This is a genomic window from Bacillus sp. FSL W8-1127, from assembly GCF_038006725.1.
In the GTDB taxonomy this organism is placed as follows: domain Bacteria; phylum Bacillota; class Bacilli; order Bacillales; family DSM-4216; genus Bacillus_O; species Bacillus_O smithii.
Window position 1 is genome coordinate 1,652,254 of the sequence record NZ_JBBOVU010000001.1, and the last position, 18,782, is coordinate 1,671,035.

Below are 18,782 nucleotides of genomic sequence, written 5' to 3' on the forward strand. Positions count from 1 at the left end.
TGGATCGAATGGGGCTGATTCGTCTGTTGTCGATAGGTTATTTAGAGCATATGAAAAAAGGCCAAAAACCTAACGAATCCAGGTTCTTGGCCTTTTTAACAAGTCTTTTATCTTTTTGATTTGACAGTAAAAGAAAGAAGAATAAGTACAGCGACAATGACCAGACAGACAATCGTTCCAATGATATTTTGTTTATTAAAAATAAAAGCTAAAAAGATGAAAGATAAACAAATGGCAGCGATAATCGTCGTATAAGGAAACCCTTTTACCTGAAAAACAGGTTTTTCCGAGTATTGAGGCCGGAGCTTTAATTGGGCTAAACATATCCCGATCCAAATTAATAAAACGGTAAATCCTGGAATGGTCATAAGATAGCTGATGACTTGATCAGGGGTCATATAAGCTAAAAATACACCCACTAATATACAAATGGTTGTTAATAATATTCCGTTTAACGGAACGCCTTGTTTGGACGTTTTCAAAAAGGCCTTAGGAGCTTCACCTGTTTGAGACATCGTAAACAATGTTCTGGATGTAGCGTATATTCCTGAATTAGCAGCTGACAGAACAGCCGTTAAAAGCACAAAATTCATTACATGAGCAGCGCCTGGAAGTCCTGAGAAGCCGAAAACTTGCACGAAAGGACTTTCTTTAGAGGATACTTGATCCCAAGGAACGATTCCGCAAATGATGAGAATGGGCAGGACGTAAAAAATAATGACTCTCCAAACGGTTCCTTTAATAATTTTCGGCAAAACACGCTGGCTGTCTTTTGTCTCCGTGACACTGACTCCAATTAACTCAGCTCCGCCGTATGAAAACATCACCACTAAAAAGGCACTGAACGTTCCACCTAAACCATGGGGGAAGAAACCGCCATGGGCTGTGTAATTTGATAAGGAGGACGTGGTACCGGGAAAAATCCCTAGCAAGATTAAAGAACCTAAAAGAATAAAAGCCATTAACGTAACAATTTTAATGCCGGCAATCCAATATTCAAGTTCGCCGTAGTATTTTACTTGAAATAAATTGATTCCCACGATAAAGGCAGCACAGATGAAACTTAACAACCATAATGGCATAGAAGGAAACCAGTATTGCAAAAAACTTCCGGCTGCCAGCAATTCAACGACAGTTACAATAATCCAATTAATCCAATAGAGCCATCCGACGATAAAGGATATCCGATTGCCAAAAGCTTTATTGATCAGATGCTGCACATTGAGTTTAGGATAAACAATCGCCATTTCTCCTAATGCGACCATGACAATAAAAAGCAATAGTCCTCCAATTAAATAGGCAAGCACAACACTGGGACCGGCCATATTGACAGTGTCCGAGCTTCCTTTAAATATCCCTGTTCCAATCATGCCTGCCAAAGCAATAAATTGGACATGTCTTGGCAACAGTCCCTTACGTAAACCTTGATTTTTTTCTTCCATGTTTTCTCATTCCTGTTATTCTTATTTTTTACTTTTGCACCAAAGCATTTTAATCATATAACGTTTTGATGTTTAAATGCTTTTAAGCGCTAAAGTTTTTGATATTACTATATCATAATGAAGCACTGTGTCAATGTAAGTTTAAAAGATCGGAAAATTACGAATAAACTGATTTTTAAAGATGTAGGTATAATCCAAAATGAAAAAACAAATGGGAACTTATAAAAGAATGTCATATTTATCATTATCTGAACAGAAGGTTTCTATTATCGTAAAATAGTATAGGAAAGTGATTTAAGTCATAAAAATGGATGGAGGAAAAACGCTCAATCGATCTTAAGGGATTTACTATAAAAAATTTCGTAAAAAATTTCGTTTTCCTTTTAAAAAAAGCGAACTTGACCTATTCACTCGTCACAGCAGATCGTAAGGGGATAGTGTATTTACAATCCTAATAAAATGTAGGACTAGTAAAGAAAGATAACGGTTAAACATCTCTTCATGAAGCGTTGATCAATAATGAGGGGGTTACTCTTTCGGATGGCAGGTACACAGAAAGTGTGTTTTGGGGTCGTTGCCTAAACAGCCTTTTTATTTATGTGCTAAAAGCATATTGTTGTGAACGGATTGAAATTCAAAATTCATCGTAAATGATCTTTTTAAATGTATTTTTGTTTTTCGGGGGTGGTCCAAAGGAAATAGCCGAAAACAAGGGCAATAATACAGCCGGCAAAAGTGTACACTAGCCGATCGATCATTAAATCAAAAGAAATGTGTTTTCCTTTGCCAAGCAAAATAAAAAGCAAAGGTACCATCGCCATTGAATAATATACATAATTTTGGGTCTTTAAATAAATGCGAATACCACCGATGAACGCCACTATGACGACGATCCACAGAATGGACAACGGAAATATTAATATGGCGCCACCAATCAGAACGCCGAAAAAAGTTCCAAGAGCGCGTTGATAAATTCTAGAAGGACCGATAGACGTTTTTCTTTGGAGCACCAAAACAACAGTCAGACTGATCCAATAGGCATGTGGATTCTTTAAATATAATTGAATCACTTGTGCTACGCTCAAACACAAAACGACACGGATCGTATAGAGCCAAGCCCGAGATGTTTTCAATCTGATTAGCCAGTATTTACATTGCGTAAAAAAATCAACATTGGAGGGATTGTTGGATAATGATTTGCTAAACGGTTTCTTTTTTATAAAAAACCGATAATAAACAGAAAAACAGAGAAATAAAAATACAGCCCATATTGAACCTAAAGAAAAAAACAAACCTATCAGCAATGGGCTGATCTGTGTGGGCGGGGATATACCTGCACCGATCATAGATAAAATAGTAAAACGCATGCTGTTCACAGCGAACGTACGATTCAGGCCGCCTACTAGAGAAACTAATCCGTTCACAAACACCAAAAAGATACTAGCTGATAGCGAATGATGATTTCCAATAAATACTCCTAAACTAATGGCAATAAATCCTGCGACGATGGTCTGCACATAGTTTAAAACTTCTTCCTTTAACGAATGATCCACATTTGGAGGGTTCATAAAAAGACTGCCTAGAGCAACGATGAATCCCGTTTCTACATGGCCGATTAACGCACCGACAATAATCGGCAAAGCCATTCCTAAAGCACTTGAAAGAATTTGCAATTTCGGGACAGGAATAGAAGGATCCCATTGCAAAAAGTATTTCAAAAAATTCAGCGGTTTATGATTCATTTCTTTCCTCCTGTTTCATTCTCTACCATTCATATTATGGAATAACCTAAGAATAATGAACAACCTTACCCCGATAAAAGTACCGGAATAAGGTTGCTGAAATAAATGATCTTTATTTAATGGACAAGTGGAACTTTAAGTAAAGAATCTGGCTTTGTATAGATTCTATTTGATACTTTGGTTCGTTCTATTTTGTTTCAGGAATGGCGCAGCTTCCATCAGCACAGCTTACATTATCTTCCGTTGAAAGGTCTTCAAAGGCAGGGGAAGCGGATTCTTCTTGCCATACTTTTTGCAGAGCACCAACAAAGGTTTCCAATGGTTGAGCACCAGAAATGGCATATTTTTGGTTGATGAGAAAGAATGGAACACCTCTAATGCCATATTGCTGCGCTATGGCTTCGTCTATGCGGACATCATTGGCATAAGCATTTTGATCGTGAAGAACGTCTAAAGCTTGCTTGCGATCCAGCCCGGCTGCTTCGGCGATATCGGCTAATGTTTCGTGATCCCCAATATGCTTGCCTTCCGTGAAGTAAGCCCGAAAGAGTTTTTCGGAAATGTCCGCTTCTTTCCCTTGAGTTTTTGCAAATTTTACTAAACGATGAGCGTCGAAAGTATTCGTCGGCTTCATTCGATCAAAATCGAAAGAAAGTCCAACGCTGGCGGCTTGTTGGCCTATACCTTGATTGGTTTGTTTCGCTTGTTCGATACTCATTCCATATTTTTCTGCAATGGCTTCATGTATGCTTTTTCCACTGTTTTTTGGGGCATTTGGATCCAACTCAAAGCTTTTGAATTCAATTTCTACTTGATCTTTATGCGGAAACTGCGATAAGGCCTTTTCTAATCGATGCTTCCCTATATAGCAAAAAGGACAAACGTAATCAGACCATACTTCAATTTTCATATGGAACACCTCATATTATTGGATTCCACCATATAGTAACACAAAGCTGATTAAATCCCACGTATCTTGCTCATTGTGTTGTTATTCCTTATGCTCTATGTAAAAAGTGAAGAGGATTGGATGAAAAAGCCAAGCTTGCTAATTGCGGCTTTTTCCTGTCAAAACAAAATAATTTATGAAATAAGAAGAAATATAATATGATATAGGAGGAAATATCTTACAGACCGATAAGAATTAAACCCATACTTATCAATTTAGCGAAAATCTAAACTAACTAAATGGTTTGGAGGCATTATGGCACAAAATAAACCTAGAGTTTTTATTGGATCTGCAAGAGAGTCAATTGATTATGTAAATGCTGTACATGAAGCACTTAGTTATGTTGCAGAAGTTACTCCTTGGTCTGCTGGAGCTTTCAATCCTTTAAATTACACAATGGAAGATCTCGAAGCGCAATTAGATCAAAATGACTTTGCTGTTTTCATATTCTCCCCAGACGATATCGTAAATATACGGGGTACAACGTCTGTCATGACACGAGATAATACATTGTTTGAAATGGGTCTTTTTTGGGGAAGGTTAAGAAGAGGACGGGTTTTTTACTTGATTCCGAATACAGTACCTAAAGTGTTAAACGAAACAGAAATCGAAGGTTATCGCCTGCCTACAGATTTAATTGGAATTTCTCCTTTGAAATATGAAGTGCGAGAAAAACAAAATTTTGCTGCTGCAGTAAATGTAGCTTGCAGTCATATAAAACGAAAAATTCAAGAACAGGGACCTTATGAAGACCCGGCTATACTTTTAGAAGAAGCAAAATTAAGACAAAAAGAGCGGGACGCAGTGGCTCTTTTTACCCTTAAATTAACCAAAGAACTTATTCATTCTGATGAGACCAAAATCTACGATTACTTGTCTGATGCACTTCGAAGTGTATATGCTATTCATCCACTATTCAGTATAGACGGAGTAGGCGTGTGGAAAAAAGAAGGTAATGATGGATTAAGACATGTTGCAGGAAAAGTAGGACGAGTCGATTTTTATCCTTTTACAATAAACGATGGGAAAAAAGAAGAGGACGAAGATAGGATTCTGGTTATCGATAGCTTTTTAAAAGGGGAAGAATTGGTCCTCTTAACAAAAGATCACTTGTTTAAAACTTATTTAATATGCTATCCTATAGGTAATGAATTGGTTATAACTGTAACTATTTCCGGGTCAACCTTTTTAACTGATGATGAAATAGGATCCCAATTTCTTGCAAACTATGAATTGATGAAAACAATCCATTATCTTTTTGGAGGTGCTTCTGAATGACAAGGTTTATTAATCCAGCAGTGAAAAGAAAGGTTTCTGCCAAGGATTCATATAAACTTGGCGAGCCTGTTGTTGGAGTAAAGGCAGTGGCACCCGTTAAAGGTAAGGAACAAGTCGGAGCCGTAGTGTATAAACGCAAAGCAAAATACGGTGACCTTTTTGAAAATTGGGCATAAGAAACTTATTAAGTTTTTTTTAAAACACTTCAATCTTTATGGTGAAGTGTTTTTACTTTTATGGAGGAATAGTTCTTTAGGCGTTTCTCGAAGATTCGTCATACCAATTCCATCGACATGACCTGAATCGATATACTGCTTGTTGCCTTCTCAACGATTTCCCCTTTTTGATGAAAAAATGACACCAGAAGTAGTAGCTTGGTGTGTCGTAATAACTTTTGATCAAAAATAATTCCTTCTTAAAGACGTTCTTCTCACTTGTTGTGAAAAAACATCCTTATTCCATTTCAGCCATCCGTTACTAAAAAACAAAACCCTCCCTTCAAACCTATTTTTATATTTTTTTACAATTTAAGCAATCCTTTATTTAAATGGATAAAACCATATTTTTTTCACAAAAAATTGATCATGGAAGGATGATGGCTAGTCAAGAGGTAAGTGTAGTATTCAATCATTTGACAAGTAATTTTTTACTATAGATAACGATTTATTATACCTTAATTTGCTACTAAGAAAACCAGACAATCGATTTCCATTTTCATTCGTTTTTGACATTTTGATACAATCATAGTAGGGAAAAAGGGGGGTTTTCATGTTTAAAATATTGATTGTAGAAGATGACATCCAACTGGTTCGTCTACTTGAAAAGCATCTACATAAATTCAACTTTGATACAAAATCAATAGAAAATTTTGAAACAGTCAAAGCTCAATTTGAACAATATGATCCACATCTTGTTCTTTTAGATGTGAACTTGCCTAAATTTGACGGGTATTATTGGTGCCGTCAAATTCGGACCATTTCCACTTGTCCCATCTTATTTATTTCTGCACGCGACAGCAAGATGGACCAAGTCATGGCACTGGAAAATGGAGCAGACGATTATATTACAAAGCCCTTTGATTATGAAATTGTGACGGCTAAAATCAATAGTCAATTAAGACGCGCCTATGGGCCGTATGCCCATTCTAACAATGAACGAATGGTGATTGTGTCGGGTTTAAAGCTGGATCTGGAACGTTTGTTGCTTTCTTTAGAGGATCAAACTATTGATCTAAGTCTCACGGAAGCCAAAATATTGGATGAATTGATGAAAAAAGCAGAGAAAGTCGTGAGCCGTGATCGACTATTAGAAAAAATTTGGGATGATCAAGCGTTTGTGGACGACAACACTTTAAATGTGTATGTCACACGGGTCCGGAAAAAATTAGCTTTATTACAGATTCATGATGCGATCGAAACCATTCGTGGCCAAGGATATCGATTCATGCCAAACTGGGAGACGAAAAAATGAAGCTTTTTATACGAGATCAACTGCCGCTCTTTTTTCTTTACTTCGTTCAATTGTTCGTGGTGACGTCCATTTACTGGCTGGACGGTTATCATCATTTGACGATTAGTTTATATGCGATCTTTCTCAGTACTTGTCTTTTGATCGCCTATCTTTGCTACAGATATTGGACGAATCGTTCTTTTTATCAACGATTAGAAAAGCCGTTGACTTCAATGGAAGATTTTACGAGCGAATGGCAGCGATCCCCTCTATCTGAAAGTTTACATCAACTTCTCATCAGTCAATTCGATCATTATAAAAGAGATTTACATAACTATAAATATAAGCTGGAAGATCATGTACAATTTATTCATCAATGGGTACATCAAATGAAGACTCCCATATCCGTTATTCATTTAATTATTCAAGATGAGGATGATGTTCGTTTTCGGGCCATTGGTGATGAGCTCGATCGTTTAAAAAAAGGATTAGAAATGGTTTTATACACGGCTCGTTTAGATTTATTTGAACACGATTTTTATGTAGAAACGATTCAATTGGAAAAAATGGTCCGTTCAGTTACATCCAGTCAAAAACGTCTTTTTATTCGAAAACACGTTTTTCCATCGATAGAAATCCCTGAAAACTTGACTATAGCCACTGATGAAAAATGGTTGTCTTTTGTTTTGACACAACTGATCACAAATGCTGTAAAATATACGATTCATGAAAACCGAAAAGTATATTTTCGCGGATTGAAACAGGGCCGTCATATCATTTTGGAAATACAAGATGAAGGGGTGGGAATACCCGAAAGCGATTTGCCCCGTGTTTTCGAACCATATTTCACTGGCGAAAATGGTCGTCATTTCCAAGAATCCACGGGAATGGGTCTACATTTAGCGAAACAAATTTGTGAAAAATTGGGCCACCGTATCGAAATAGAATCGAAAGTGGGTCAAGGTACGACGGTTCGAATTCTCTTCTAGCAATCAGAAACCTTACAAAATTGTAAGTCAACTGTAATCTTACGAAATGGTGAGGAAGCGGGTTTCTCGATAAAATGAAGATACCAATGATCAGGGAGTGAATTCGAAATGTCGATTTTAGAAGTGAAACATTTAGAAAAAATTTATGAGGGCAAAGTGGCCTATAAAGCGTTAAATAATATCCATTTTTCTGTTGAAAAAGGCGAATTTGTTGGCATTATGGGGCCGTCTGGAAGTGGGAAAACCACTCTTTTAAATGTGATCGCCACCATTGATCGCCCTACAGCGGGTGAAATTTTTATCAATGGGAAAAACCCCCACACTTTAAATCGAAAGGAGACGGCGCTGTTTCGAAGACATGAGCTTGGTTTTGTGTTTCAACACTTTAACTTGCTCGATACTTTAACTGTTGAGGAAAACATAGTATTGCCGCTGACCCTTGACGGCGTCAGTGTACGTGAAATGAAAAAAAGACTTGAGGTCGTTAGTGAGAAACTAGGAATCCAATCTATTTTAAAGAAGAGAACGTATGAAATATCAGGTGGTCAACAGCAGCGAACAGCGATTGCCCGTGCCATCATTCACAAACCTTCTTTGATTTTGGCTGATGAACCGACAGGAAACTTAGATTCGAAGTCTTCCAAAGATGTAATGGAAATGCTGACAAAGATCAATGAACAAGATGGCGCTACTTGTTTGATGGTGACACATGATGCTGTGGCCGCCAGCTATTGTCATCGCGTGATTTTTATTAAAGATGGACAACTTTATAATGAAATTTACCGCGGCGATAACCGCCAAACTTTTTTCCAAAAAATTATCGATATGCTTTCTTTATTAGGGGGTGACAGTCGTGAACTTTCCACAGTTCGTTTATAGAAATGTCACCCGAAACAAAAGAACGTATGCCGCTTATTTTTTCAGCAGCGCCTTTTCTGTTTTGATCTTCTTTGTGTATGCTTTGTTTATTTTTCATCCTGGAATCAAAAAAGGCGTCACTGCCATAACGGCGGTGGAATTAATGAAAGCAGCGGAAATGATCATGTACGTGTTTTCTTTCTTATTTGTACTTTATTCTGTCAGTACCTTTCTAAAATCCCGTAAAAAAGAATTTGGAATTTTGATGATGCACGGGATGACAAAGGGACAATTGGTTTCTATGGTTTTTCTGGAAAATATGCTGATTGGAATCGGCGCGATCATTACAGGAATTATTATTGGCCTCATTACTGGAAAATTGTTTTTAATGATTGGATCGAATATGTTTGGACTGGAATCCTTGCCGTTTTACGTTTCTCCAAAAGCATTGTTCTTGACGATTGGAGCCTTTTTCGTTTTATTTTTCTGTATTTCCTTATTCACTACCATACTCGTTCAAGTCAACAAACTGATTGATCTATTCCAAGCAGGAGAAAAGCCGAAAAAAGAACCAAAAGTATCCAAACTTTTATCGCTATTCGCAGCTATTCTTTTAACGGTTAGTTATTACTTGGCCGCAACGACAACGATAGGAAACATGATGTCTCGAATATTGCCGGTCATTGGAATGACTATTGTCGGAACTTATTTTTTCTACACACAACTTTCTGTTTTTATTACAAAATTATTGCAAAAGAAACGATCTTTCTTTTGGAAAAAAACGAATATCATTACGATTTCAAGTTTAGCTTATCGTTTGAAAGATAATGCCCGCATGTTTTTTATGGTCACCATCGTTTCTACTGTGGCATTTTGCGCAATTGGGACACTCGCATCCATGAATGTAATGAATCGCCAATTTCAAAAAGATAACCCCGTTGCCGTCGGCTATCTTGCATTGGATCGATCACCAGTGCATCAACAGCATTTACAGCAGATCGAAAAGGATTTTCAAAAGAAGCATCTGCACTACAAAAAATTTCAATTGCCAGTCAAAATCGTAAAAATGAAGACTTTTGATCAAACAACGTCTTCATCGTCTTCACGTTCCATGGAGCAGCTGTTGCCGGTTCTTTCTTTTTCGCAATATAAAAAATTGTCTAAGTTGACAGGGCTGGATGTTCGAGAAAAACCGCTGGCTGGGAACAAAGCACGCTCTTTGGCATCATCAACTTCTTTTCGAATCATGCCGAAAACGAAAACATATGCGATCCCGCAGCAAAATTTAACATGGAAAGATTTAACGTACACGAAAAATGCGGTTTTTCCTTTTCAGTTTTTTCATGAAGGCTTGGTTGTCAGTGATGAGTTGTATCCCAAAATCAAACCTGTTAAGTGGGAAACTTTCACAGGCTACTACACGAAGCGGTTTGAAAAAACGGCAGGAATAGCCAATCGTTTAGTAAACAACGGAAGCGCCTTTCCTGGTGAAAAAGGCCCTTACTCCATGATGGTCAGCGGTACTATTTATGCCAACCAGATGAGTATGTACAAAACGATGCTATTTGTCGCTTTATTGATTGGAACAGTTTTTTTCGTCGCGGCAGGAAGCTTTTTATATTTCCGTTTGTACAGTGATTTGGACTATGACAGACGACAATATTTAACCATTAAAAAAGTCGGTTTGACCGACCAAGAATTGAATCAAATCGTCACGCGTCAAATGGCTCTGCTGTTCTTTGTCCCCATTGTCGTCGCCTGTATTCATAGCGCCTTCGCTTTTATGGCTTTGCAAAGTTTTTATATCTTATCCATTGCTAGAGAAATGATCATCGTATTAGCATGTTTTTTCATCGCCCAAGTCATCTATTTCTTAATCATTCGCTCGCGTTATTTGCGAAATCTGAAAAAATCGCTGATTTAATCATAATTGTGCGGAAGCCTCCATTTGAATGGGGGCTGTTTGTATGTCCATATGAAATATGCATTTCTTAAAGCAGTTAAGATTCCATTTATTTTGCCATCTAAATTCTTTATTTTTCTAGCCGATAAAAAGAATGTGGCGCCATACGGTTTAAAGGACAGCTTCGAATCTAATTTTAAATCTAAAACTCCCCTCTTTTTCATTCAAACCCTTTCTTAAAAAATTAAGGATTGGGCTATCTAAAAGCAAAAGGATAATGAAGAAAAGGGGAGATTAAAACCTGCTGTCAGCTCTTAGATTGAGGCATATTCCGGCAAGCAGCTGGTAACAAGAGCGGGAGAAAGTTTTTGAATCGAGGTTATTCGCCATAGATCGCTGATACTAACATTAAGAATGGACAATCGGAGGATTTGCAAATGACTAACATGAATCAACTGCAACAATTATTTCCTAGTGCTGATGGAAATGAGGAACAACGAAAAAAAATATTAGAATATATCAATACTATTTTTACTAAAATCGATGAATTAAAAGATCCTTCCAAATTAACTTTAGGAGAAATGCCCAATTACACAAAAGATTATTATAATCGTGTGATCAAAGAGGCCAATGTACCGAAAAAAGGATTGCCAATGGAAGTAACGATTACGGAACTGATTGATCTGGCAAAAGGTCACCGTTTTGTGAATAGCAATTATGTAGCAAATGTATCTCCACTGCCGAATATAGCTAGTATTTTAGGCAACTTAGTCATGATTCTGCTAAATGGGAATGCCCTTTGGGATGTAGAGGGGTCAGGTGCAGCTAAAGCGGAAGTCATGGTGACGAGCATGCTGTCCAAAATGGTAGGGTATGACGAAAATACAAGTGCCGGATATGCAACATGGGGAGGTCAAGGAGCGGTCTTTCATTCATTACGAATCGCGATTTCTCGTCAATTCCCGGATTCGAATAAAGAGGGGGTTCCTAAAAACATATTTTGTTTCTGCTCCGAATTATCTCATTACAGTCTTTATAAAGCAGCAGAAGCAACAGGTATAGGTGTCAACAACATGATACGTGTGAAGGTTAATGATGACCATTCCATGAATTTAGAAGATCTGAAACTCAAAATGGAACAAGTGATCTCTGAAGGTGGAATACCGGTTTACGTCCTCGCGACTATGGGAACAACAGACACCTTTGGTATAGATGATATTGAAGGTATAAATGCTATCACTAGCGAATTAGAGCAAAAATACAACTTAAAACCCATTTATATCCATGCCGACTCTGCTATGGGGGCAATGTACACATTCTTTAATGAATATGATTTTGTGAAGAATCCATTAAAATTCGAAGATCGTGTTTCTTTAGTTTTAAAAAGATACCAACAAAAATTAAAAAGTATACATTTAGCGGACAGTATGGTCTTTGATTTTCATAAAATGGGCCAAACCCCTTACATATCAAGTTTATTTCTGTTAAAAAACAGGGAAGATTTAAGGTTTGTAGACTTAGATGCTTCTGAAACGCCTTATGTCGGCAATAGAGGGTATGGAAGTTATCATACAAGCTACACGCTGGAATGTTCTCGTATGGGTAGTGCCATTACTATATATGCTTCACTGTTATCGATGGGGATTGAAGGCTACCAGTCACTGTTGGCCAACTATATTCGTGTGAACATAGCTTTTAGAGAATCTTTGCTAAGAGAGTTTGCCAATGTAGCTGTGACAAACGAAATAGCGCCAGTGACAACTTTTAGATTTTATCCGAACGAAGTTCTTTGGAAAGAAGAACTAGGAGGGAAATTAACAAAAGACGAAGTAGTGGCCATTAATGAATATAATAGTGGATTTGCTGAATTAATCGGCGCCGACAGAGACAGGATCTATTTTGGCAATACATCCAAACAAAGATTAATTCCTGTTCGTGATAAGACCAAAAGGCTACCTGTTTATGCACACAAATTCTTCTCCATTTCACCATATACGACAATGGAAGAAGTAGACAAATATATAACCTTTTTGAAGGAACACATGAATATTTATCAGAAATCTCTATTTCTAGTATGATATTGTAGAGATAATGAATGGAAAAGAATCCAAATGAAGCGAAAAACCGATAGGGGATATGCCTATCGGTTTTTTATTATGCTTTAAATTTAGTAATCATGGATTGCAAATCGTGTGCTAACTCATTTAATTCTCTGGAAGCTTCGTATAATTGGTTGATGGATTCTAATTGTTGTCCAGTGCTTTCTTCTATTTCACGAGTGAAGTTTGAGTTATTTTGTGCAATTGCTTCAAGGTCTTTGACAGATGCCGTAACTTCTTCTGTTCCGGCAGAAATCTCTTGAGATGCGGCTGAAACACCTTCGATTTGACTAGAAATTTGGTCTGCAATCTCTTTAATTTTAAAGAAAAGTTCTCCGGTTGTTTGAGCAATTTTGGTTCCTTTTTCTGCTTCAGCTGTTCCATGCTCCATAGCGGAAACAGCGTTGTTGGTTTCATTTTGGATCTCTTCAATGATTTTGGCAATCTTCTCAGTAGAATGGTTAGACTCTTCCGCCAACTTTCTGACCTCTTCCGCTACGACCGCAAACCCTTTACCGTGTTCGCCTGCGCGAGCCGCTTCAATCGCAGCGTTAAGAGCTAATAAATTCGTTTGGCTTGAAATGTTGGTAATGACTTCGAGAATACCGGTAATTTCGTTTGAACGTTTTTGTAGCGAAGTGATCACATGACTGGATTGTTTTACAGTGTCATTAATGATTCTCATTTGTGAAATGACTTCATTGATTGCGTCTAGACCATTTATTGCGTAATCTTCCATACGTTTAGATACGGTAGAAACTTCTTGAGCTGATTGTGCGATCGTGTTGATTTCAGTCGCGATTTGTTCGATAGCTCCTGCTGATTCTGTCACTGATACTTCTTGTACTTGGATCCCATCGATCATTTGTTTAATGTTATTACTGATGATGACAGAGTGATCTTTCGATTGTTCCGTAACTTTTGATGCTAATTCGGATGATTGTAATAAGGTATCAGAGGTTTGTCTCATTTTCCCAATCATTGATTTTAATTCGGACGCCATTTCATTGAATGCTTCATTCATTTTCCCTAAATCATCTTCTCTGGTAGGAAGTTGAATATCAAGATTTCCGTTTCTCATTTCGTTAATCCCCGTTAATAACTGTTTTAAGGGTTTGAAGCTTCTGCGACTAACCCATACTTGAATAAGAATGATCACGATAATGGCAGGTATCAGAATCAACAATGAGTTAAGCAAAAATTTTTCCGTTCCATCCTTCACCATGCTCGCATCCACGTCTACTCCAAAGAACGCCCATACGTTGCCTGTACTGTCTTTAATGGGATAGAGCACGGTCACCCAAGTTCCGAATTGGTCTTCATACACATCCGAAACGGTTATTTTTTTTGTTTTATTTAATTCTTTAATCGGTTTAGCGATCGTTTTCGGTTGTTCATATAAATCACCGACGTTGATTCCGTTTTTTTGTAATCCTTCTTTTATATTTGTGGGTGTCGCAATAATAGCGGATTGATTTTTTTGATTCAGTTTGGTTCCCATTATATATGCTTGGGCAACATTTGGATTGTCACTCGAAATTTTGTCAAAAAAAGCGGTTAATTTTCTTTGGGTTTTACCATTGAAATCTTTTTCGTATGCAGCTTTCTCAACCAGAGAGGGATCAATTTCGTTTCCCCAACGTTGTGCAATATTCGTTGCTTGCTTCTCCATTTCTTTTGTCAATACTTCGTTTTGAATGGATAAACTTGAAAGGATAAGTATGGTTCCGACTAATAGGATGAGTGCTGTGGTTGCAACGATGGATTTTGTTGCAAATGAAAGTTTTTTAAATTTGTTTAAAGATAACTTTCTAAAAATATTCATGTTGAAATCTCCTTTCCTTTTTCTATAGCTTATATCGGTCATTTCAATGAAAGTTATAGGGATAGAACAATAAAACGCGTTTTTCGTCTGCCAATGAGAATTTGAAAAAATAGGGGGAATAAAGAAATTCATAATCGTAAGAGATAATGCGAAGAATGCCGATAAGTTATTTTGCAGCCTACATTCGTTGTGATAAAGCTATTGTTCTAAAATAATCAATTGTAAGTGGGGATAATTGATAAATCTGAAGGCACCTACAATATGTACTGGACCTTCCTCAATCTTGTATCGATTAAAAGGAGATGCATGCAGAAAAACTAAAAACGTTCTTTGTATGCGACAGTTTTTTTATTATTAAGAAAGCGAAAGTGAAGAAATCGATAGTAAAATTGTAAAATATAAAAAATTCTGATAACATACTATCTAGCTAATTATCAAATCACTAGAAATGAGAATGAGGTGGCTATCATCATGTTATTTATCGAAAAAATTAGTTCTTTTGCAGGGAAAACCTTTACGTTTTGGGTTATTCTTTTTTCCATTATTGCTTATATTTTCCCAGATCATTTCAAATGGATCGGAGCCTATGTCGTTCCGTTGTTAGGAATTGTCATGTTCGGGATGGGACTCACATTATCCGCAGCCGATTTTAAAGAAGTATTTCGTCGGCCAAAATATGTAGCTCTAGGTGTTATGTGCCACTACATTATCATGCCGGGGTTGGCTTTCTTATTGGCCTGGGGATTAAATCTGCCGCCGGAAGTGGCTGTTGGCGTCATCTTGGTAGGATGCTGTCCAAGTGGAACGGCATCGAATGTGATGGTGTTTCTAGCAAGAGGGGATGTGGCCCTCGCTGTGTCGATCGCATCGGTTTCAACCATTCTAGCACCGATTGTTACTCCGTTACTTATTTTGCTACTGGCAAGCAAGTGGGTAGACATCAATATGTGGTCATTATTCGTCTCTATTATTCAAGTGGTGATTATTCCATTGGCACTCGGATTTGTCATTAGGAAATTCTTTGGCAAGCAGGCGGAAGCAAGTGCAAAGGCGCTGCCGCTAGTATCTACCATTGCGATCGTTATGATTGTAGCAGGTGTAGTGGCAGGCAGTCACGATAAGCTGGCTACCACAGGTCCGCTCATTTTTGCTGTCGTTATCTTGCATAATGTCCTCGGCTTTTTGCTGGGATTTTTGCTTGCTCGTCTATTCGGAATGGATTTAGCCAAACAAAAGGCTGTGGCAATGGAAGTAGGAATGCAAAATTCGGGATTGGGTGTCGCCATTGCAACCGTTAATTTTTCGCCAATAGCGGCTGTGCCTAGTGCGATTTTTAGCGTCTGGCATAACATCTCCGGTTCCATTCTCGCAACGGTTTTCAGACGCATGGGAGAGAAAAATGAACAAATATCAGAATTAACAATAAGTAAGTAAACATTTTTTCTATTCATTTGCGAATGAACGTCAACCGGGAGATCTTATTGTAGGAGATGAGGATGGTCTCATAGTTGTCCCGGCAGAGGAGGCGGCAGAGATTCTGAATAAAGTAAAAACACAGTCTCAAAAAGAGAAAGAGATTTTTCAATCCATAGAAGAAGGAACCGTAGACAGAAGCTGGATGGATATTGCCTTAAAAGAAAAAGGCTGTGAAATTTACGATACATCTTTATGAAATGATGGAGGTAGTCAATGAAACCGAAAGTTTATATCACGAGGAGAATTCCTGAACCATTCATAAACCGGTTAAGTCTTATTTGCGATGTGCGAATGTGGGAAAAAGAAGACATCCCTGTACCGTATGAGATTTTAAAAAATGAAATAGAAGATATTGACGGTTTATTGTGCATGTTAACAGACAATATAGATGATTCGCTCATAAGAAAAGCAAAAAGGCTTAAAATCATTGCTAATATGGCCGTCGGTTATAATAATATCGATATTAACAGCGCAACCAATCATGGTATTATGGTCACTAATACACCGGACGTTTTAACAGAGACGACAGCGGATTTAACGTTTGGCCTATTGATCGCAACAGCACGTCGTCTCATCGAGGCATCTGATTATTTAAAAAATGGGAATTGGAAAACATGGTCTCTCATGCAATTAACAGGGCAAGATGTATATGGATCCACTTTAGGTATCATCGGATTAGGACGGATTGGAGAAGCTTTAGCGAAGAGAGCAAAAGGTTTTGACATGGAAATTTACTATTTTAACAGAAGGCGTAAATATGAAAAAGAAGAGGAATTAGGGGTTCAATATGCTCCGCTTGAAAAGCTTCTAAAAATATCGGATTTCGTTTGTATTATGACTCCTTACACACCCGAAACAAAAAATTTAATCGACTATGAACAACTTTCTTTGATGAAAAAGAACGCTATCCTTATCAATACGGCAAGAGGCGGAATTGTGAATGAAACAGCTTTGTACCACGTTTTAAAAAATGGGGGAATTGCGGGAGCAGGGTTAGATGTCTTTGAAGAGGAGCCCGTATCTTTAGATAATCCTCTATTAACTTTACCGAATGTCGTCGCCCTTCCGCATATAGGCAGCGCCAGTACTGCGACCAGAATGAAAATGGCTGATCTTGCCGTAACGAATTTAATAGCCGGTGTTCAAAACGAAAAACCTAAAAATCTGGTAAATTGTATACGGTAAAAATGAATCGCCACTTACGATGGAAGTGGTGATTCATACATATTTTCATAATTAAAATGTGGATCCAATCTTTCGGATCCGTTTTTTGTGATGATAAAAATGGAAAACAAAGCATATAATAAACAAAATGATGAATGAAAGCAGGCGGATACATGCTAAAAATGATTGACTTGTATAGGAAGCATTTAAGTGGCGAAATGTTTAAGGGGCTAAGCGAAATGAATTTGGATCATTTTCCCATTAAAAATCCTGCCGATCTTGTCGGGTCATCGCCAGGGGATTACAGCATATCGTTAAAAAACATTTGATGCAACGCCAGTTATGAAAGGCACAAAAACAAAACAACCCGCTATGGAAGCGGGGCCAAGGTTTCATCATTTTAACGGCTATTAATATTTTTTTTGACCAAAGGATCATTTTTATCGACCCGGACAGGTTTGATTGTGCTACTCATAACATAACCTGTTTTTTTGCTGGAAGACGCCCTCTGCAATTTTCGTGCTGCACGTTCTTTTACTGCCTTTGTACTGATTGGAGCTGTAGTTGACATAGACATCACACTCTTTTCTTTAATGTTGCGCGATAAATTATAAAGCGTAAAGAATTGCGGATACTCTTTCTCGTGATCGTCTTGCTGTTTTTCGATATCATTTCCTTTATAATACCATATCCTGACAAAGTTTGGCTAAGTAAACCAAGTTTTTCTATAAAAAATAATTGAATAAAATGAAGCAGAATTAGCCGTGGTCTCTTACCTTCGCAAATACACGAGTTTAATAGAGTTTTGCAGAAATGGTAAAGGTGAAGAAACTTTGGTGCTCTATGCCCGATGATGATAGTTTCACATTAAGGGTAAGTCCATGATTGTTAGGAATAAAAAGAATCATGTGGATCAAGGAAATGAGAACTGAAATCATAGAGTAAAATTCATATGAATTCAAGATTTTTGATCTTATCAGAATTAATAGTGTTTTATCAGATATAGTGAGTGCTTGAATCACTTTTAATAAGAGAGATTGTGTTGTATAGTTGGAATGAATACCATCAATTTGACAAAGAATTTTTAAACTCCATATTTAATAGCGGTATAATTTGCATCAAGTTGACTTATAAGGAGGAGCTCATGAAAAAAGAAATTCACGTCGTTGGCGCAGTAATCATAAAAAATGGAAAAATTTTATGTGCACAAAGGGGACCAAGCAAATCATTACCTTATAAATGGGAATTTCCAGGAGGGAAAATCGAGGAAGGCGAGACTCCTCAACAAGCCCTGCAACGAGAAATACAAGAAGAGATGCTTTGCAAAGTAGAAATTGGAGATCAAATTGAATATACGGTGTATGAATATGATTTTGGAATTGTTCACTTAACGACATTTTATTGCACACTTATTGAAGGGGAACCCGTTTTAACAGAGCATGCTTCTATTAAATGGCTGCCAATAGAAGAATTGAAAACGTTGGATTGGGCACCGGCAGATGTTCCAGCGATTGAGAAGTTAACTAAAATATCATTATTAAATGAATAATTCATAATAAATGAGAAACAAAAAAGCTATTCTGATTAGCCATGAATAGCTTTTTTCAA

14 protein-coding genes and 1 pseudogene are annotated in these 18,782 nt (G+C 37.4%); 10 read left to right on the top strand and 5 right to left on the bottom strand.

What is annotated here, in order from left to right:
* Nucleotides 1-107 precede the first annotated feature (107 nt).
* From NST12_RS07870 to NST12_RS07880, 3 genes are all read right to left on the bottom strand, one after another.
* On the bottom strand, nt 108-1,442 hold the full coding sequence (locus NST12_RS07870; protein WP_048623338.1) for an amino acid permease: 1,335 nt from the start codon (nt 1,440-1,442) through the stop codon (nt 108-110).
* Between the two features lie 659 nt (nt 1,443-2,101).
* Nucleotides 2,102-3,184 carry an FUSC family protein gene (locus tag NST12_RS07875; protein ID WP_341100843.1) on the bottom strand — a complete coding sequence of 361 codons (1,083 nt, stop codon included), beginning with the start codon at nt 3,182-3,184 and terminating at the stop codon, nt 2,102-2,104.
* Nucleotides 3,185-3,371: 187 nt separating this feature from the next.
* A complete protein-coding gene (locus NST12_RS07880) occupies nt 3,372-4,094 on the bottom strand; it encodes a DsbA family oxidoreductase (RefSeq protein ID WP_341100845.1) in 723 nt (240 codons plus the stop codon).
* A gap of 294 nt (nt 4,095-4,388) precedes the next feature.
* Between NST12_RS07880 and NST12_RS07885 the strand changes: the two genes are divergently transcribed.
* From NST12_RS07885 to NST12_RS07915, 7 genes are all read left to right on the top strand, one after another.
* On the top strand, nt 4,389-5,411 hold the full coding sequence (locus NST12_RS07885; RefSeq protein WP_340397298.1) for a nucleotide-binding protein: 1,023 nt from the start codon (nt 4,389-4,391) through the stop codon (nt 5,409-5,411).
* Complete coding sequence (locus NST12_RS07890; RefSeq protein WP_003352877.1) at nt 5,408-5,587, top strand: hypothetical protein; 180 nt, start codon at nt 5,408-5,410, stop codon at nt 5,585-5,587. The genes NST12_RS07885 and NST12_RS07890 overlap by 4 nt, the downstream gene beginning before the upstream one ends.
* A gap of 592 nt (nt 5,588-6,179) precedes the next feature.
* A complete protein-coding gene (locus NST12_RS07895; RefSeq protein WP_270583792.1) occupies nt 6,180-6,881 on the top strand; it encodes a response regulator transcription factor in 702 nt (233 codons plus the stop codon).
* Nucleotides 6,878-7,849: a HAMP domain-containing histidine kinase gene (locus NST12_RS07900; protein WP_341100847.1), complete on the top strand. Its 972-nt coding sequence runs from the start codon at nt 6,878-6,880 to the stop codon at nt 7,847-7,849. Before NST12_RS07895 ends, NST12_RS07900 begins: the two co-directional genes overlap by 4 nt.
* Nucleotides 7,850-7,957: 108 nt before the next feature.
* Nucleotides 7,958-8,728 carry an ABC transporter ATP-binding protein gene (locus NST12_RS07905; protein WP_341100849.1) on the top strand — a complete coding sequence of 257 codons (771 nt, stop codon included), beginning with the start codon at nt 7,958-7,960 and terminating at the stop codon, nt 8,726-8,728.
* Nucleotides 8,703-10,631 (top strand): ABC transporter permease, encoded by a 1,929-nt coding sequence (locus tag NST12_RS07910; RefSeq protein ID WP_341100851.1) that lies wholly within the window; start codon nt 8,703-8,705, stop codon nt 10,629-10,631. Before NST12_RS07905 ends, NST12_RS07910 begins: the two co-directional genes overlap by 26 nt.
* A gap of 425 nt (nt 10,632-11,056) precedes the next feature.
* The gene (locus NST12_RS07915) at nt 11,057-12,688 is read left to right on the top strand and encodes a pyridoxal phosphate-dependent decarboxylase family protein (protein WP_341102160.1); all 1,632 of its coding nucleotides are present in this window, start codon (nt 11,057-11,059) and stop codon (nt 12,686-12,688) included.
* Nucleotides 12,689-12,764: 76 nt separating this feature from the next.
* Here the strand turns inward: NST12_RS07915 and NST12_RS17085 are convergent, their stop codons facing one another.
* Nucleotides 12,765-13,733 carry a methyl-accepting chemotaxis protein gene (locus tag NST12_RS17085; protein ID WP_445662342.1) on the bottom strand — a complete coding sequence of 323 codons (969 nt, stop codon included), beginning with the start codon at nt 13,731-13,733 and terminating at the stop codon, nt 12,765-12,767.
* Nucleotides 13,707-14,666, bottom strand: a pseudogene (locus NST12_RS17090) (HAMP domain-containing protein); the annotation flags it as partial. The gene NST12_RS17085 and the pseudogene NST12_RS17090, both read right to left, overlap by 27 nt.
* Nucleotides 14,667-15,005: 339 nt before the next feature.
* Here NST12_RS17090 and NST12_RS07925 point away from each other — a divergent pair.
* From NST12_RS07925 to NST12_RS07935, 3 genes are all read left to right on the top strand, one after another.
* Nucleotides 15,006-15,968: a bile acid:sodium symporter family protein gene (locus NST12_RS07925; protein WP_278898847.1), complete on the top strand. Its 963-nt coding sequence runs from the start codon at nt 15,006-15,008 to the stop codon at nt 15,966-15,968.
* Nucleotides 15,969-16,223: 255 nt separating this feature from the next.
* On the top strand, nt 16,224-17,195 hold the full coding sequence (locus NST12_RS07930; RefSeq protein WP_048623346.1) for a 2-hydroxyacid dehydrogenase: 972 nt from the start codon (nt 16,224-16,226) through the stop codon (nt 17,193-17,195).
* A 1,123-nt stretch (nt 17,196-18,318) separates the two neighbouring features.
* A complete protein-coding gene (locus NST12_RS07935; RefSeq protein WP_003352883.1) occupies nt 18,319-18,723 on the top strand; it encodes a (deoxy)nucleoside triphosphate pyrophosphohydrolase in 405 nt (134 codons plus the stop codon).
* The last annotated feature ends 59 nt before the right edge of the window (nt 18,724-18,782 follow it).

Excerpts from the sequence above, each read along its gene's own strand:
- NST12_RS07870 (WP_048623338.1), bottom strand. The coding sequence starts at position 1,442 with ATGGAAGAAAAAAATCAAGGTTTACGTAAGGGACTGTTGCCAAGACAT.
- NST12_RS07875 (WP_341100843.1), bottom strand. The coding sequence starts at position 3,184 with ATGAATCATAAACCGCTGAATTTTTTGAAATACTTTTTGCAATGGGAT.
- NST12_RS07880 (WP_341100845.1), bottom strand. The coding sequence starts at position 4,094 with ATGAAAATTGAAGTATGGTCTGATTACGTTTGTCCTTTTTGCTATATA.
- NST12_RS07885 (WP_340397298.1), top strand. The coding sequence starts at position 4,389 with ATGGCACAAAATAAACCTAGAGTTTTTATTGGATCTGCAAGAGAGTCA.
- NST12_RS07890 (WP_003352877.1), top strand. The coding sequence starts at position 5,408 with ATGACAAGGTTTATTAATCCAGCAGTGAAAAGAAAGGTTTCTGCCAAG.
- NST12_RS07895 (WP_270583792.1), top strand. The coding sequence starts at position 6,180 with ATGTTTAAAATATTGATTGTAGAAGATGACATCCAACTGGTTCGTCTA.
- NST12_RS07900 (WP_341100847.1), top strand. The coding sequence starts at position 6,878 with ATGAAGCTTTTTATACGAGATCAACTGCCGCTCTTTTTTCTTTACTTC.
- NST12_RS07905 (WP_341100849.1), top strand. The coding sequence starts at position 7,958 with ATGTCGATTTTAGAAGTGAAACATTTAGAAAAAATTTATGAGGGCAAA.
- NST12_RS07915 (WP_341102160.1), top strand. The coding sequence starts at position 11,057 with ATGAATCAACTGCAACAATTATTTCCTAGTGCTGATGGAAATGAGGAA.
- NST12_RS17085 (WP_445662342.1), bottom strand. The coding sequence starts at position 13,733 with ATGAATGAAGCATTCAATGAAATGGCGTCCGAATTAAAATCAATGATT.
- NST12_RS07925 (WP_278898847.1), top strand. The coding sequence starts at position 15,006 with ATGTTATTTATCGAAAAAATTAGTTCTTTTGCAGGGAAAACCTTTACG.
- NST12_RS07930 (WP_048623346.1), top strand. The coding sequence starts at position 16,224 with ATGAAACCGAAAGTTTATATCACGAGGAGAATTCCTGAACCATTCATA.
- NST12_RS07935 (WP_003352883.1), top strand. The coding sequence starts at position 18,319 with ATGAAAAAAGAAATTCACGTCGTTGGCGCAGTAATCATAAAAAATGGA.